This window comes from Pseudomonas indica NBRC 103045, from assembly GCF_002091635.1.
Lineage (GTDB): Bacteria > Pseudomonadota > Gammaproteobacteria > Pseudomonadales > Pseudomonadaceae > Pseudomonas_M > Pseudomonas_M indica.
The window spans coordinates 18,349-32,567 of the sequence record NZ_BDAC01000008.1 but is presented as its reverse complement, the minus strand read 5'-3'; the positions used below and the strand labels follow the sequence as shown (position 1 = coordinate 32,567).

At 62.8% G+C, this 14,219-nt stretch carries 8 protein-coding genes; 7 read left to right on the top strand and 1 reads right to left on the bottom strand.

Translation table 11 applies throughout. The features are described 5' to 3' along the window. Positions 1-97: 97 nt before the first annotated feature. Positions 98-1,048 (bottom strand): glutathione synthase, encoded by a 951-nt coding sequence (gshB, locus tag PIN01S_RS11425; protein ID WP_084335793.1) that lies wholly within the window; start codon positions 1,046-1,048, stop codon positions 98-100. Positions 1,049-1,301: 253 nt separating this feature from the next. Between gshB and pilG the strand changes: the two genes are divergently transcribed. The 7 genes from pilG (at position 1,302) to PIN01S_RS11390 (ending at position 14,218) form a co-directional block, all read left to right on the top strand. After that, on the top strand, positions 1,302-1,709 hold the full coding sequence (gene pilG / locus PIN01S_RS11420) for a twitching motility response regulator PilG (protein WP_084335792.1): 408 nt from the start codon (positions 1,302-1,304) through the stop codon (positions 1,707-1,709). A 44-nt stretch (positions 1,710-1,753) separates the two neighbouring features. Next, the gene (gene pilH / locus PIN01S_RS11415) at positions 1,754-2,119 is read left to right on the top strand and encodes a twitching motility response regulator PilH (protein WP_084335791.1); all 366 of its coding nucleotides are present in this window, start codon (positions 1,754-1,756) and stop codon (positions 2,117-2,119) included. A gap of 43 nt (positions 2,120-2,162) precedes the next feature. After that, positions 2,163-2,699, top strand: coding sequence for a chemotaxis protein CheW (locus PIN01S_RS11410; RefSeq protein ID WP_084335790.1), 537 nt, complete (start codon positions 2,163-2,165; stop codon positions 2,697-2,699). 84 nt (positions 2,700-2,783) lie between these two features. Further along, complete coding sequence (locus PIN01S_RS11405; protein ID WP_084335789.1) at positions 2,784-4,832, top strand: methyl-accepting chemotaxis protein; 2,049 nt, start codon at positions 2,784-2,786, stop codon at positions 4,830-4,832. 56 nt (positions 4,833-4,888) lie between these two features. Next, entirely contained in the window at positions 4,889-5,752 is an 864-nt protein-coding gene (locus tag PIN01S_RS11400; protein WP_084335938.1) for a protein-glutamate O-methyltransferase, read from the top strand. A 20-nt stretch (positions 5,753-5,772) separates the two neighbouring features. Next, complete coding sequence (locus PIN01S_RS11395; protein ID WP_084335788.1) at positions 5,773-13,206, top strand: Hpt domain-containing protein; 7,434 nt, start codon at positions 5,773-5,775, stop codon at positions 13,204-13,206. Further along, positions 13,199-14,218, top strand: a complete 1,020-nt coding sequence (locus PIN01S_RS11390) for a chemotaxis protein CheB (protein WP_084335787.1) — start codon at positions 13,199-13,201, stop codon at positions 14,216-14,218. Before PIN01S_RS11395 ends, PIN01S_RS11390 begins: the two co-directional genes overlap by 8 nt. Position 14,219 lies beyond the last annotated feature (1 nt).

Sequence of the window (14,219 nt, the reverse complement as noted above, 5' to 3'; positions counted from 1 at the left end):
TCTGCCGAGGGGATGCGCAAAAGTCTATGAACCAGGCTGCACCTTGGCGTCTCTGTTCATCTCTTTGCGAGACGCCCGGTGGCATCGTGCGGCAGGGTCAGGCCTTCAGTTTCTCGGCGATGGCATCCATCAGGCGCTCTCCGATGCGGGTATCGAAGGCATTGTCGATTTCGCGGATGCAGGTCGGGCTGGTGATGTTGATTTCCGTAAGGTAATCACCGATCACATCCAGGCCGACGAACAGCAGTCCCCGCTTGCGCAGCTCGGGGCCTACTTCGGCGGCGATCTCGAAATCGCGTGGCGACAGCGGCTGGGCCACTCCGCGACCACCGGCGGCGAGGTTGCCGCGAGTTTCTCCGGCTGCCGGGATGCGCGCGAGGCAATAGGGGACGGGTTCGCCATCGATCATCAGGATGCGCTTGTCGCCGTCCTTGATCTCCGGCAGATAACGCTGCGCCATGATCTGGCGGGCGCCGTGGTGAGTCAGGGTCTCCAGGATCACCGAGAGATTGGGGTCTCCCTGGCGATGGCGAAAGATCGAGGCGCCGCCCATTTCGTCCAGGGGTTTGAGAATGATGTCACGTTGCTCTTCAGCAAACTCGCGCAGAATATCGGCGCGTCGGCTCACCAGAGTCGGCGGCGTGCATTGTGGAAATTGGGTGGCGAAGAACTTCTCGTTGCAATCACGCAGGCTCTGTGGGCGATTGACCACTAGGGTGCCGGTCTTCTCGGCAAGCTCCAGCAGATAGGTTGCGTAAACGTACTCGCTGTTGAAGGGCGGGTCCTTGCGCATCAGGATCACATTCAGTTCGGACAGCGGCGTGTCGATTTCCTCGGCCAGCTCGAACCAGCGCTGGGGATCGTTGAATACTTCGATCCGGCGCATGCGCGCGCGGGCTTCGCTTTTGATCTGGTACAGATCCTGCTGCTCCATGTAGAACAGCTCCCAGCCACGAGACTGGGCGGCAAGCAACATGGCCAGCGAGCTGTCCTTCTTGAAGGAGATGCCTGCGATGGGGTCCATGACAATCCCGAGGCGAACGCTCATTGGGAATCCTCCATAAGAAAGTGGGATAGACGGTGGCGGGATGCTGCCGGAGCAAAATTACGATGCGCCAGGGTGGCTCCGGTCGCGTTTCCGGTCAAGGAAAAACCTTGTGCTTCCGGGGCTTATGGATTGCGTCCGGTAGGTGTGCTAAAAAGGCCCGACGATTGGGTCGCAGGCCGTCGGTGGCAGGGCCTCTGGCGTACTGATATATGCGCAAAAAACAACGACTCGCCGAGGCGATGGTAGGGCAGACATGGAACAGCATTCCGAAGGTTTGAGAGTGATGGTGATCGACGACTCGAAAACGATTCGTCGTACCGCGGAAACTCTTCTGAAGAAAGTGGGGTGCGACGTTATTACGGCGGTCGACGGTTTCGATGCGCTGGCCAAGATCGCCGATACCCATCCCAGTATCATCTTTGTCGACATCATGATGCCGCGGCTCGATGGATATCAGACCTGCGCCCTGATCAAGAATAACAGTGCTTTCAAATCCACCCCGGTGATCATGCTGTCCTCCAAGGACGGCCTGTTCGACAAGGCCAAGGGCCGTATCGTTGGGTCCGACCAGTACCTCACCAAGCCTTTCAGCAAGGAAGAGCTGCTCGGCGCCATCAAGGCCCACGTGCCCGACTTCACCCCGGTGGAGCAAGCATCCTGACGTCCGGCCTCAGGCCGGTGACGCCTATTCCATAGGGGAACACCATGGCTCGTATTCTGATTGTTGATGACTCGCCGACCGAGATGTACAAGCTGACCGCTATGCTGGAAAAGCATGGCCATCAGGTACTCAAGGCTGAAAATGGCGCCGATGGTGTGGCTTTGGCTCGCCAGGAAAAGCCCGACGCCGTATTGATGGATATCGTCATGCCCGGCCTCAACGGCTTCCAGGCAACCCGTCAACTGACCAAAGATGCCGACACCAGTCACATTCCGGTGATTATCGTCACCACCAAGGACCAGGAAACCGATAAGGTCTGGGGCAAACGTCAGGGCGCGCGTGACTATCTGACCAAGCCGGTCGATGAAGATACGTTGCTGAAAACCCTTAACGCGGTCCTGGCCGGCTAAGCCGGTTCAGCTTGTCGAGAACTAGAAGAAGGCCAAGGCCCGCATGTCGGAAGCCCAGACTCCCTTTGAACTCCTGATCGAGATCGACCAGCGCTGCCGTCAGTTGGCCGCTGGCCTTCCCTCGCAGCAGGAAGTCGTCCAGACCTGGAGTGGGATCGGTTTTCGCATGGGCGATCGTCTTTTCGTCGCACCGATGGGGGAGGTCGGTGAGGTACTCCACGAACCGCGCTACACCTTGCTGCCCGGTGTGAAGTCTTGGGTCAAGGGCGTAGCCAACGTGCGTGGACGGCTGTTGCCGATCATGGACCTGTGTGGGTTCTTCGGTAGCGAGCTGTCGCCACTGCGCAAGCAGCGGCGGGTACTGGTGGTCGATCACCAGGAAATTTTCGCTGGACTGACCGTCGACGAAGTCTTCGGTATGCAGCATTTCCCTGTGGACGCGTTTTCTGAGCAGCTGCCTCCTCTGGAGGCGGTCATCCAGCCTTTCATACATGGGGTTTTTCAGCGCGAACAACCCTGGCTGGTGTTCAGTCCACACGCGCTGGCGCAGCACCAAGGCTTTCTCGACGTGGCGTTATAAAGATTTCTGGTTGGGTCGGCACCTGCCGGCCCTTTGGCGTTATATGGAAAACGTTGTGCGGTAGGTCCAGGCGGGGGCCGGATAATGAAAAAACTAAACGCAGGAAACTTGCTGGCAGGTATGCGCAGCAGCACCTTGATCGCAGGGCTCTTCGTCGTCCTGATCGTATCCATCGTGCTGTTGTTCGCCAACTTCGCCTATCTCAACACCCAGTCGAACAACGACAAGGACTACCTCAGCCACTCCGGTGAGCTGCGCGTCCTGTCGCAGCGTATCGCGAAGAACGCCACGGAAGCGGCGACGGGTAAGGCCGAGGCCTTCGCCCTGCTGAAGGATGCGCGTAACGACTTCGAAAAGCGCTGGGGCGTCCTGCGTAACGGCGACGAGGCTTCCGGCCTGCCGCCCGCGCCCGAGGCCGTCCAGCCGGAAATGGCAGCGGTGCAGCAGGACTGGGACGTCCTGCGACAGAACGCCGACGCCATTCTTGCCAGCGAACAGACCGTACTGTCCCTGCACCAGGTAGCCGCGACCTTGGCGGAAACCATTCCGCAGCTGCAGGTCGAGTACGAAGAGGTCGTGGACATCCTGCTGGAAAGTGGGGCTCCCGCCGTTCAGGTTTCTGTGGCCCAGCGCCAATCCTTGCTGGCAGAGCGTATTCTCGGCTCGGTGAACAAGGTGTTGGCCGGTGACGAGGACTCGGTGCAGGCTGCCGATATGTTCGGTCGCGACGCCAGTCTGTTTGGCCGCGTATTGAACGCGATGCTGGAAGGCAACGCGGCGATGGAAATCACCAAGGTGACCGATCCCGAGGCGCTGGAGCGCCTGGCCGAGATTTCCGAACTGTTCGAGTTCGTATCCGGTTCGGTGGACGAAATCCTCGAGACTTCGCCAGAGCTGTTCCAGGTCCGTGAATCCGCCGGCACCATCTTCACCGTTTCCCAGACTCTGCTGGACCGCGCCTCGGCGTTGGCAGACAGCTTCGAGAATCTGGCGTCCGGTCGTTACTTCAATATCCTGGCCGGTTATGTGCTGGGTGCGCTGGCTCTGGCATCGATCATCCTGATCGGTCTGGTCATGGTACAGGACACCCGCCGTCGTCTTGCCGAGACCGCCGAGAAGAACGAACGCAACCAGGCGGCGATTCTGCGACTGCTCGACGAGATCGCCGACCTCGCGGACGGTGACCTCACCGTGGCCGCGACCGTGACCGAAGATTTCACCGGTGCGATCGCCGATTCCATCAACTACTCCATCGACCAGTTGCGCGATCTGGTACTGACCATCAACCAGACCGCCGTGCAGGTGGCTGCGGCCGCCCAGGAAACCCAGGCCACGGCCATGCACCTTGCTGAAGCGTCCGAGCACCAGGCGCAGGAAATCGCCGGCGCCTCCGCCGCGATCAACGAGATGGCGGTATCGATTGACCAGGTATCGGCGAACGCCTCGGAGTCCTCGGCGGTAGCGGAGCGCTCCGTAGCCATTGCCAACAAGGGCAACGAAGTGGTGCACAACACCATCACCGGCATGGACAACATCCGTGAGCAGATCCAGGACACCTCGAAGCGGATCAAGCGTCTCGGTGAATCGTCCCAGGAGATCGGTGACATCGTTAGCCTGATTAACGACATTGCCGACCAGACCAACATCCTCGCACTGAACGCCGCGATCCAGGCATCCATGGCCGGCGATGCGGGCCGGGGCTTCGCGGTGGTAGCGGACGAAGTACAGCGCCTCGCAGAGCGTTCTTCCGCGGCAACCAAGCAGATCGAGGCACTGGTAAAGACCATTCAGACCGACACCAACGAAGCGGTTATCTCCATGGAACAGACCACCGCGGAAGTGGTACGCGGTGCTCGTCTGGCCCAGGACGCCGGTGTGGCGCTGGAAGAGATCGAGAAGGTATCCAAGACCCTCGCGGCCTTGATTCAGAACATCTCCAACGCCGCCCGCCAGCAGGCTTCTTCGGCCGGCCATATTTCCAACACCATGAACGTGATTCAGGAAATTACCTCGCAGACGTCGTCCGGTACGACCGCCACCGCGAAGAGCATCGGTAACCTGGCCAAGATGGCCAGCGAGATGCGCAAATCGGTATCGGGCTTCACCCTGCCGGAAGCGTCGGAGCAGGTTTGAACAAGGGAGACGGAGCGGTCTGATACCGCCACAGGGCCATGAACGAGGGGCACGGCATGCAGCCAAGCGGCGTTTGGGCCTTGCAACCCCTGGCCGATATGTCAGCGGCTGATTTTCATGATTGGCAGGCGCTGCTCGAAGAACGCACCGGGCTGGTGATCAACGAGCAGCGTCGCGCGTTTCTGCAGACCAACCTGAGTGTACGCATGCGCGAACTGGGGGTAGCCGACTACGCCAGCTACTACCGGCAAGTGACTGCCGGCCCCCGGGGAGCGGTGGAGTGGTCGACGCTGCTGGATCGGTTGACCGTGCAGGAGACTCGCTTCTTTCGTCATCGCCCTTCCTTCGATGTGCTCGAGACCTATCTGCGAGAACGGTTGGAGCGGGAGGGCGCCGGGCGCCCCTGGTCGCTCTGGAGCGTAGGCTGTTCGAGCGGCGAAGAGCCGTATTCGTTGGCTATCTGCGCTGCAGAGGTGCTGCGTGAAAGTCAGTGGCCCGAACACTACGGTGTCACGGGTACCGATATCAGCCTGAGCGCGTTGAACAAGGCGCGGGAAGGCCACTATGCGGCACGGAAATTGGAACAACTGGATACCGATCTGAGCCAGCGTTATTTCGAGACGCTGGCCGATGGGAGCTTCAAGGTTTTACCGAGCCTGGCGTCGCGCGTCTGCTGCGCCCGGCTCAATGTGCTGGAACTGGCCAAGGCGCCGATGTCCGGCATGGACGTTATCTTCTGCCAGAACCTGCTGATCTATTTTCGCCGCTGGCGCCGCCGCGAGATCCTCAACCGTCTGGCCGAGCGCCTGGCACCGGGTGGTCTGATGGTGATCGGTGTGGGGGAAGTGGTCGGCTGGCAACATCCGGACATGCAGCCGGTAGCCGATGACAAGGTTCTGGCTTTTACCCGAAAGGGGTAACACAGTTGATTGGAGTCGCTATGGGTGATCGGCACGATTATGTCGCCCTGGAGTGGGTCAAGGGCGAAATCGCCGAGACGCTGAAACAGGCGCGTCAGGCTCTGGAGGCGTTCGTCGAGAACCCGCAGGACCCGACACGCATGCGTTTCTGCCTGGCCTATGTGCACCAGGTCCACGGCACCCTGCAGATGGTCGAGTTCTATGGCGCGGCGCTGCTGGCCGAAGAAATGGAGCAACTGTCGCAGGCACTGATGGAAGGCCGCGTAGCCAGCCAGGGCGAAGCCCTGGAAGTGCTGATGCAGGCGATCCTGCAGTTGCCGGTCTATCTTGACCGTATCCAGAGCGCGCGTCGCGACCTGACCGTGGTGGTGCTGCCGCTGCTCAACGATCTGCGTGCGGCCCGTGGCGAAAAACTCCTTTCGGAAACCAGCCTGTTCGCCCCGGATATGTCCGGGCGTTTGCCTGCCTTGCCGGTCGAAGCGCTGGCCCGACTGCGCACGGCCGAGTTGCCTGTCCTGCTGCGCAAGCTGCGGCAGATGCTGCAGATGGCGCTCGTCGGGGTGATTCGGAACCAGGACCTGGCGACCAATCTCGGCTACATGGCGCGGGTTTTCGCCCGTTTGGAAACGTTGTGCAAGGATGCGCCCCTCGGCCCGCTGTGGCAGATCGCATCCGGCCTGATCGAAGGCTTGGCCAATGGCAGTGTCGTCAACGGTGCTTCGGTGCGGACCCTCCTGCGCCAGGTCGATCGCGAGCTCAAGCGACTGGTGGAACAGGGTGCCGACGGCATCAACCAGTCGGCTCCGGACGAACTGACCAAGAACCTGCTTTTCTACATCGCCAAGGCTCCGGCGCAGTCGCCGCGGATTCGGGCGCTGAAGGAACAGTACCGGCTGGATGAGGCCCTGCCGGGCAGCGATGTGGTCGATGAAGAACGGGCCCGCATGGCCGGTCCCGATCGCGATGCCATGCGCTCGGTGGTTACTGCCCTCTGCGAAGAGCTGGTGCGGGTCAAGGACAGCCTCGACCTGTTCGTGCGCAGCGACCGCAAAGGGGTCACCGACCTGGATGCCCTGCTGCCACCGCTCAAGCAGATCGCGGATACCCTCGCCGTTCTTGGCTTCGCTCAACCGCGCAAAGTCATCCTCGATCAGATCGACGTCGTTCACAGCCTGTCTCTCGGCCAGCGCGAGCCGACCGATGCAGTGCTGATGGATGTCGCGGGAGCGCTGCTCTACGTCGAAGCCACCCTGGCCGGCATGGTCGGCCCGGCGGAAGAAGCCGGCCGTGAAGAAAGCCACCTGCCGACCACCGATGTGGCGCAGATTCACCAGTTGGTGATCAAGGAGGCGCGCAATGGCTTGGAGCAGGCCAAGGACGCCATCATCGAATTCATCGCTTCGCAGTGGAACCATGAGCATCTGGCTCGGGTGCCCGACCTGCTGACCCAGGTCCGTGGCGGGCTGGCCATGATTCCCCTGAATCGCGCGGCCGAACTGCTCAACGCCTGCAACCATTACATCCAGGAGCAGCTTCTGGCGCGCAAGGCGGTCCCGAACTGGCAGAGCCTCGATACCCTGGCCGATGCCATCACCAGCGTCGAGTATTACCTCGAGCGTCTGGCCGAAGACCATGCGACACAGGGCGATCTGATCCTCGACGTTGCGGAAGAGAGCCTGGAAAGCCTCGGCTACCCGCTGAAGCAGAAGCCGTCGATTCTGGATGCCGCGGAGCCGGTCGAAGAGGAAGAGCCCCTGGCGCCTCTGGCCGACCCGTTGCAGGACATCGAAGTCCTCGCTGCCGAGGAAAGCGAGCTGGTTCAGGATCTCGAGCCGATGGCCTGGGACGAGCGCCCCGCGCTCGACGCTCCGGAGCTCTCTTCGGAGCCCGAAACGCCCCTCGACGAGCTGACCCTGGACGACGGCGCTTTCCTCACCGCGGAAGAGCCCGCCGCTGCCGAAGGCGAACTGCTGGTTTCCGACGATAACTGGAGCCTGGGCGAAACCGTTCCTCTCGAAGAGGCCGAGGTCATCGATTTCAGCCTCGACATGCCGCTCGAAGAACCCTCGGTTCAGGAAGAGGTAGCGCACCGGCCCACCGAGACGTTCGACCTGGAGCTGGAGACGCTGAGCCTCGAGCCGCAGGACGAAAGCCCGGTCCAATGGAACGAAGCGGAGTTCGCCGCGCTCGACTTGCCGGAAGTGGAGTTGCCGAGCGCCCCCGAGGAGGCTGAACTGCCTCCGGTTGCCGAGCAGCCGACGCTGTCCATCGCGGATGTCATGGCTGCTCCCGTGCAGGCCATCAACCCCCCGGCACAGGATATCCCGCCGAGTCTGCTGCCCCCGCCTGCCGATGAGGAGCCGGTCGATGAGGACCTTCTGGAAGTTTTCATCGAAGAAGCGGGCGAAGTGCTGGAAACCATCGGTGAGTACCTGCCGCGTTGGCGTGCCGACACGAGCGACCGCGAGTCGTTGACCGAAGTACGTCGCGCCTTCCACACCCTGAAGGGTAGCGGTCGCATGGTCCGCGCCCTGGTGATCGGTGAGTTGGCCTGGTCCATCGAGAACCTGCTGAATCGGGTCCTGGATCGTACGATCGAGCCGAGCGACGACGTGCAGCAGGTGGTCGCCGACGTGGTGGCGTTGATGCCGGCGCTGGTCGATGAGTTCGCGGCCAAGGCCCAGCGTCAACGCGACGACGTGGACCGTCTGGCGGCCAATGCCCATGCGCTGGCCAAGGGGCTTGGCCTCCCAAAAACTGAAGCCCCGGCCTCAGCTCCGGCGGTCGAGCCCGAGGGAGCGACCGTAGCTGCTGCCGGGGCTGGAGATAGCGAGGACGAGGCGCTGGATCCGCAGTTGCTGGAGATATTCCGCAACGAGGCAGAGACTCACCTCGATACCTTGAACGCCTTCCTCGCCGAGTGCGACCGGGAGTTGCCGCAGCCGGTGAATGACAGCCTCCAGCGCGCCTTGCACACCCTGAAGGGGAGTGCGCACATGGCCGGCATCCTGCCGATCGCCGAGATCGCCATGCCGCTGGAAAAGCTGGTCAAGGAATTCAAGACCAACCTGATTCCCATCGACCTGGCCGAGGCCGAGTTACTGGGTACAGCCGAGACGCTGTTCCGCCGTGGTCTCGATCAGTTGGAAAGCCAGCCCTTGGCGCCCATCGAAGGGGCCGCCGAGTTCCTCGCCCGGGTGCATAAGCTGCATCAGGACCGCCTGGAAGTGGCCGAGAACACTCGCAAGGGTGAACAGGGCGAGGCCCGCGACCCGCAGCTGATTTCCATTTTCCTCGCCGAGGGGATGGATATCCTTCTCGACGCCGAGGACTTGCTCCATCGCTGGCGGGAACATCCTGCCGAGCGCCAGGAACTGAGTTCTCTGCTCGACGAGCTGACAACCCTCGGTCGTGGCGCTCAGATGGCCGAGCTGCCGCAGATCGATGAGCTCTGTCAGGCGTTGCTGGATATCTATGGTGCGGTCGGCGAAGGTCGTCTGGCGGTCAGTGAGCGCTTCTTCGACGAGGCCGAGCAGGCCCATGAGGCGCTGATTGGCATGATGGACCAAGTGGCTGCCGCCCTCCAGGTCACCGCCCAACCGGAACGTGTCGCCGCGTTGCGCGCGCTCCTGGAGGAAGCGCTCGATCCGGCCGCCCTGGCGCTGCTGGAACCGGATGCCATGCCGGGGATGGAAGTACTGGAGCTCGACGAGGAGCAGGCCAGTGAACTGGAGGAGGCCTGGCCGGTGGCGTCGGAGAGCGACGTACAGCCGGAAGCCGAATTCCAGGCGCCCGTCGATCAGGCGCAGACGTTCGCCCCGGTGGAGTCCGACGAGCTTGACGAGGAGATGGTCGCCATTTTCCTCGAGGAGGCGGAGGACATCCTGGAAAGCGCCGCCCAAGCACTCGAGCGCTGGTTGGAAGAGCCGGACAATCACAGCGTGTTGTCTTCGCTGCAGCGTGACCTGCATACCCTCAAGGGCGGGGCGAGAATGGCCGAGATTCGCCCGATAGGCGATCTGGCCCACGAGCTGGAATCTCTTTATGAGGGACTGGTCGACCGGCGTTTCAGCTATTCCCCCTTGCTGGGCAGCCTGTTGCAGCAGAGCCATGATCGTCTGGCCGCCTTGCTGGAGCAGTTGCAGGCCCGACGCCCCCTGGGCGATCCGGACGAGTTGCTGATTCAAGCGATTCGCGATTTCCGCCAGGGTGGTGGCCAGTCCTTGTCGGCAGCCTTCGCACTCCCCCAGACTGATTCCGAAGCCGAAGCCGAAGCCGAAGCCGAAGCCGAAGCCGAAGCCGAAGCCGAAGCCGAAGCCGAAGCCGAAGCCGAAGCCGAAGCCGAAGCCGAAGCCGAAGCCGAAGCCGAAGCCGAAGCCGAAGCCGAAGCCGAAGCCGAACCTTCCTTCGATACCGAACTTCCGCCGCCGCTGGATGTGGTGGAAGAGCCCATGATGGCCGAGCCGGAATTCGAATCCGTACCGGATGCCGCCGAACCCGTTCTCGAAAGCGAGCCGGAAGCGTTCGAGACCATCGAGCTGGAAGAGGTGGACGAGCCGACGGAGGAGCTTCCTCCGCAGGAAGCCTTGTCCATGGTGGCACCGGTGACCGATGAGCCGCGGGTCGAAGAGCCGGAGCCGGTTGTTTCCTTCGATGAAGAGCGCGATCCCGAGCTGGTGGAAATCTTCCTGGAAGAAGGTTTCGACATCCTCGAAAGTGCCGGCGCCGCCTTGCAGCGCTGGATGGGGGACGTCAACAACAGCCTCGAAGTCGAAGCGTTGCAGCGCGACCTGCACACCCTCAAGGGCGGTGCGCGGATGGCGGAGATCCGTCAGATCGGCGATCTCGCCCACGAACTGGAGTACCTGTACGAAGGCTTGTGCGACGGGCGCCTGCGCGCCAGTCCGGAGCTCTTCGAACTGCTCCAGTCCTGCCACGACCGTCTGGCGGAAATGCTCGAAGCCGTGCGTGACAAGCGCCCGGTCCCCGGTGGGGAAGTCCTGATCGAGGCCATCCGGCGGTTCCGTGCCAATCCGAACGAACAACTGAGCACGCCGGCCAGCGTTCATCTGCAGGCAGTGCCCGAACAGCACGAGGATGAGGTCGCGGAGGCCGATATCCTCGACATCTTCCTGGAAGAGGCCGATGACCTGCTGGAGTCTCTTGAAGAGTCCATCGGCCTGTGGGAGCAGGATCGCACGGACGGGGCGATGCTCGATGACATGCTGCGTGTCCTGCATACCCTCAAGGGCGGTGCGCGGCTGGCCGGTCAGAAGCGCCTCGGCGACCTGACCCACGATCTGGAACAACATCTCACCGAGGCGCAGCAGCAAGGTGCCCCCTGGCCGGAGAGCCTGTTCATTGACCTGCAGTCCGGTTTCGAAGGGCTGCAAAAGGAAGTGGACCTGCTGCGCCAACGCCTGGACGAAAGCCTGTCGGAAGGTGCCGGCGAGCCTGTCGAAGCGCCTGCCCCTGCGCCGACCCCGGCCCTGGTCGATCCCATCGTTGCCGCCAGTTCCTTGCCGATGGCCCAGCCCTCGGCGGCCAAGGTCCTGCCGTTCGTTCGGCGGGCCCAGGAAGCTGCCATGGAGGCGGCGGCCCGGCGTGCGCCGCAGGAACTGGTCAAGGTACCGGCGGATCTGCTCGAAGGGCTGGTCAACCTGGCCGGCGAGACCTCGATTTTCCGTGGCCGGGTCGAGCAACAGGTCAGCGACGTCGGCTTCACCCTCAGCGAAATGGAAGCCACCATCGAGCGGGTGCGTGACCAGTTGCGCCGTCTGGATACCGAGACCCAGGCGCAGATTCTCAGCCGCTACCAGGCCGAAGCCGAGCGTGCGGGCTACGAAGAGTTCGATCCGCTTGAGATGGACCGCCATTCGCAATTGCAGCAGCTCTCGCGCGCATTGTTCGAATCCGCCTCCGACTTGCTCGACCTCAAGGAGACCCTGGCCGCACGTAATCGCGACGCGGAAACGCTGTTGCTGCAACAGGCACGGGTCAACACCGAGCTGCAGGAAGGCCTGATGCGTACCCGCATGGTGCCGTTCGACCGGCTGGTGCCGCGTCTGCGCCGGATCGTCCGTCAGGTCGCCAGCGAACTGGGCAAGCAGGTCGAATTCGTCGTCGGTAACGCCGAGGGCGAGATGGACCGTACCGTGCTGGAGCGCATCGTCGCGCCGCTGGAGCACATGTTGCGCAACGCCGTGGACCACGGCATCGAACCGGCGGAAGTCCGTCGTGCGGCCGGCAAGTCGGAGCAGGGCACCATCCGCCTGAACCTTGGCCGCGAGGGGGGCGATATCGTCCTCACGCTGTCCGACGACGGTGGCGGCATCAAGCTCGAAGCCGTGCGTCGCAAGGCCATCGAGCGTGGCCTGATGGATGCCGAATCCGACCTGTCGGATCACGAGATTCTGCAGTTCATCCTCGAGGCGGGTTTCTCCACAGCGGAGAAGGTTACCCAGATTTCCGGCCGTGGCGTCGGCATGGACGTGGTGCACTCCGAGGTCAAGCAGCTCGGCGGCTCCATGAGCATCGACTCGACGCCGGGCGAGGGCACCCGCTTCCTCATCCGCCTGCCGTTCACCGTGTCGGTGAACCGTGCGCTGATGGTGTATTCCGGCGAAGACCTGTATGCGATCCCGCTGAACACCATCGAAGGTATCGTGCGGGTCTCGCCCTACGAGCTGGAGGCGTATTACCAGCCCGATGCGCCGCGTTTCGAATATGCCAGCCAGGCCTATGAACTGCGCTACCTGGGCGAACTGCTGAACAATGGCCAGCAGCCCAAGTTGATCGGCCAAAGCCTGCCGCTACCGGTGATCCTGGTGCGCTCCAGCGAGCATGCCGTGGCGGTGCAGGTGGACAGCCTCGCGGGCTCCCGCGAAATCGTGGTGAAGAGCCTCGGTCCGCAATTCGCCGGGGTGCACGGTATTTCCGGTGCGACCATCCTCGGTGACGGCCGGGTCGTGGTGATTCTCGACCTGCTGGCGACCATCCGTGGTCTGCATGCGCACCTCACCCAGCTGTTGCCGCGCACGTCCACCCCGTTCCAGTTGCCGTCGGAAGTCGATATCGAACGTCCGCCGCTGGTCATGGTGGTGGACGACTCGGTCACCGTGCGCAAGGTGACCAGCCGCCTGCTCGAGCGGAACGGGATGAACGTGCTGACCGCCAAGGACGGGGTGGATGCGATCTCGCAACTGCAGGAACAGCGGCCCGACATCATGCTGCTGGACATCGAGATGCCGCGCATGGACGGCTTCGAAGTCGCCACCCTGGTACGCCACGACGAGCGCTTGAAAGACCTGCCGATCATCATGATCACCTCGCGGACCGGCGAGAAGCACCGCGATCGTGCCATGTCCATCGGCGTCAACGAGTACCTGGGCAAGCCGTACCAGGAATCCCTGTTGCTCGAAACCATTCAGCGATTGGTCAAGGGAAATGACTGAAAAGAGCACCGCGCGTATCGCGGTCATCGCCGACACCTCGCTGCAGCGCCATGTGCTGCAGCAGGCGCTGACCGGAAGTGGCTATAACGTCGTGCTCAACAGCGACCCCGCGCGCCTCGACGAAGAGGCGCTGGCGGCTTGCGAGACCGATCTCTGGCTGGTGGATCTGGCTCAGTTGGAGGATTCTCCACTGGTCGATACCCTGCTCGAAAAAGCCAGCGCTCCGGTGCTGTTCGGCGAAGGGCATGCTCCGGAGCGCCATTCCGAAAACTATCCGCGCTGGGAACGGCGGTTGTTCGGCAAGCTCAAGCGACTGGTCGGCGATCCGTCCCAGGCGGTCGGCCCCAGTCTGCAAGCCTTGTTGACCGAGGCGCAGCGTCCGGCCCGGCTGGAATTGCCGCAATCACTGGCCTCTACTCCGCTGGTTGCTGGCGAGCCGGCCCGCCAGGTCTGGCTGCTCGCCGCGTCCCTCGGCGGACCGGCGGCGGTCAAGGCGTTTCTCGACGCCTTGCCAGGCGGTTTGCCGATCGGCTTCATCTACGCGCAGCACATCGACGCCGCTTTCGAAGCCGCCTTGCCCCAGGCGGTCGGGCGGCATAGCCAATGGCATGTCGGCATGGCCCGCGACGGCGATACGGTGCGTTGCGGCGAAGTGATCGTGGCGCCTATCGCCCATGAATTGGGCTTCCGCGACGACGGGGCAATGCAGATTGCCGAACAGGGTTGGCCGGACCCGTACAGCCCCTCCATCGACCAGATGATGCTCAACTTGGCGCAGCACTTCGGCGCGAATTGCGGAATCATCGCCTTCAGCGGCATGGGTAGCGACGGTACGGCTGCGGCGGCCTACGTGCGGCGGCAGGGCGGACATATCTGGACCCAGCGGGCCGATAGCTGCGCCTGTTCGAGCATGCCGGACAGCCTCCGCGAGGGAGGTTACAGCAGCTTCACTGCCGATCCTCGCGAGTTGGCCGAGGCCCTGGTGAACCATCTGGCGGCGCAGTACGCCTGAC

Coding starts and splice junctions, on each gene's coding strand:
- PIN01S_RS11410 (WP_084335790.1), top strand. CDS start 2,163: ATGTCGGAAGCCCAGACTCCCTTTGAACTCCTGATCGAGATCGACCAG.
- pilG (WP_084335792.1), top strand. CDS start 1,302: ATGGAACAGCATTCCGAAGGTTTGAGAGTGATGGTGATCGACGACTCG.
- pilH (WP_084335791.1), top strand. CDS start 1,754: ATGGCTCGTATTCTGATTGTTGATGACTCGCCGACCGAGATGTACAAG.
- PIN01S_RS11390 (WP_084335787.1), top strand. CDS start 13,199: ATGACTGAAAAGAGCACCGCGCGTATCGCGGTCATCGCCGACACCTCG.
- gshB (WP_084335793.1), bottom strand. CDS start 1,048: ATGAGCGTTCGCCTCGGGATTGTCATGGACCCCATCGCAGGCATCTCC.
- PIN01S_RS11400 (WP_084335938.1), top strand. CDS start 4,889: ATGCAGCCAAGCGGCGTTTGGGCCTTGCAACCCCTGGCCGATATGTCA.
- PIN01S_RS11405 (WP_084335789.1), top strand. CDS start 2,784: ATGAAAAAACTAAACGCAGGAAACTTGCTGGCAGGTATGCGCAGCAGC.
- PIN01S_RS11395 (WP_084335788.1), top strand. CDS start 5,773: ATGGGTGATCGGCACGATTATGTCGCCCTGGAGTGGGTCAAGGGCGAA.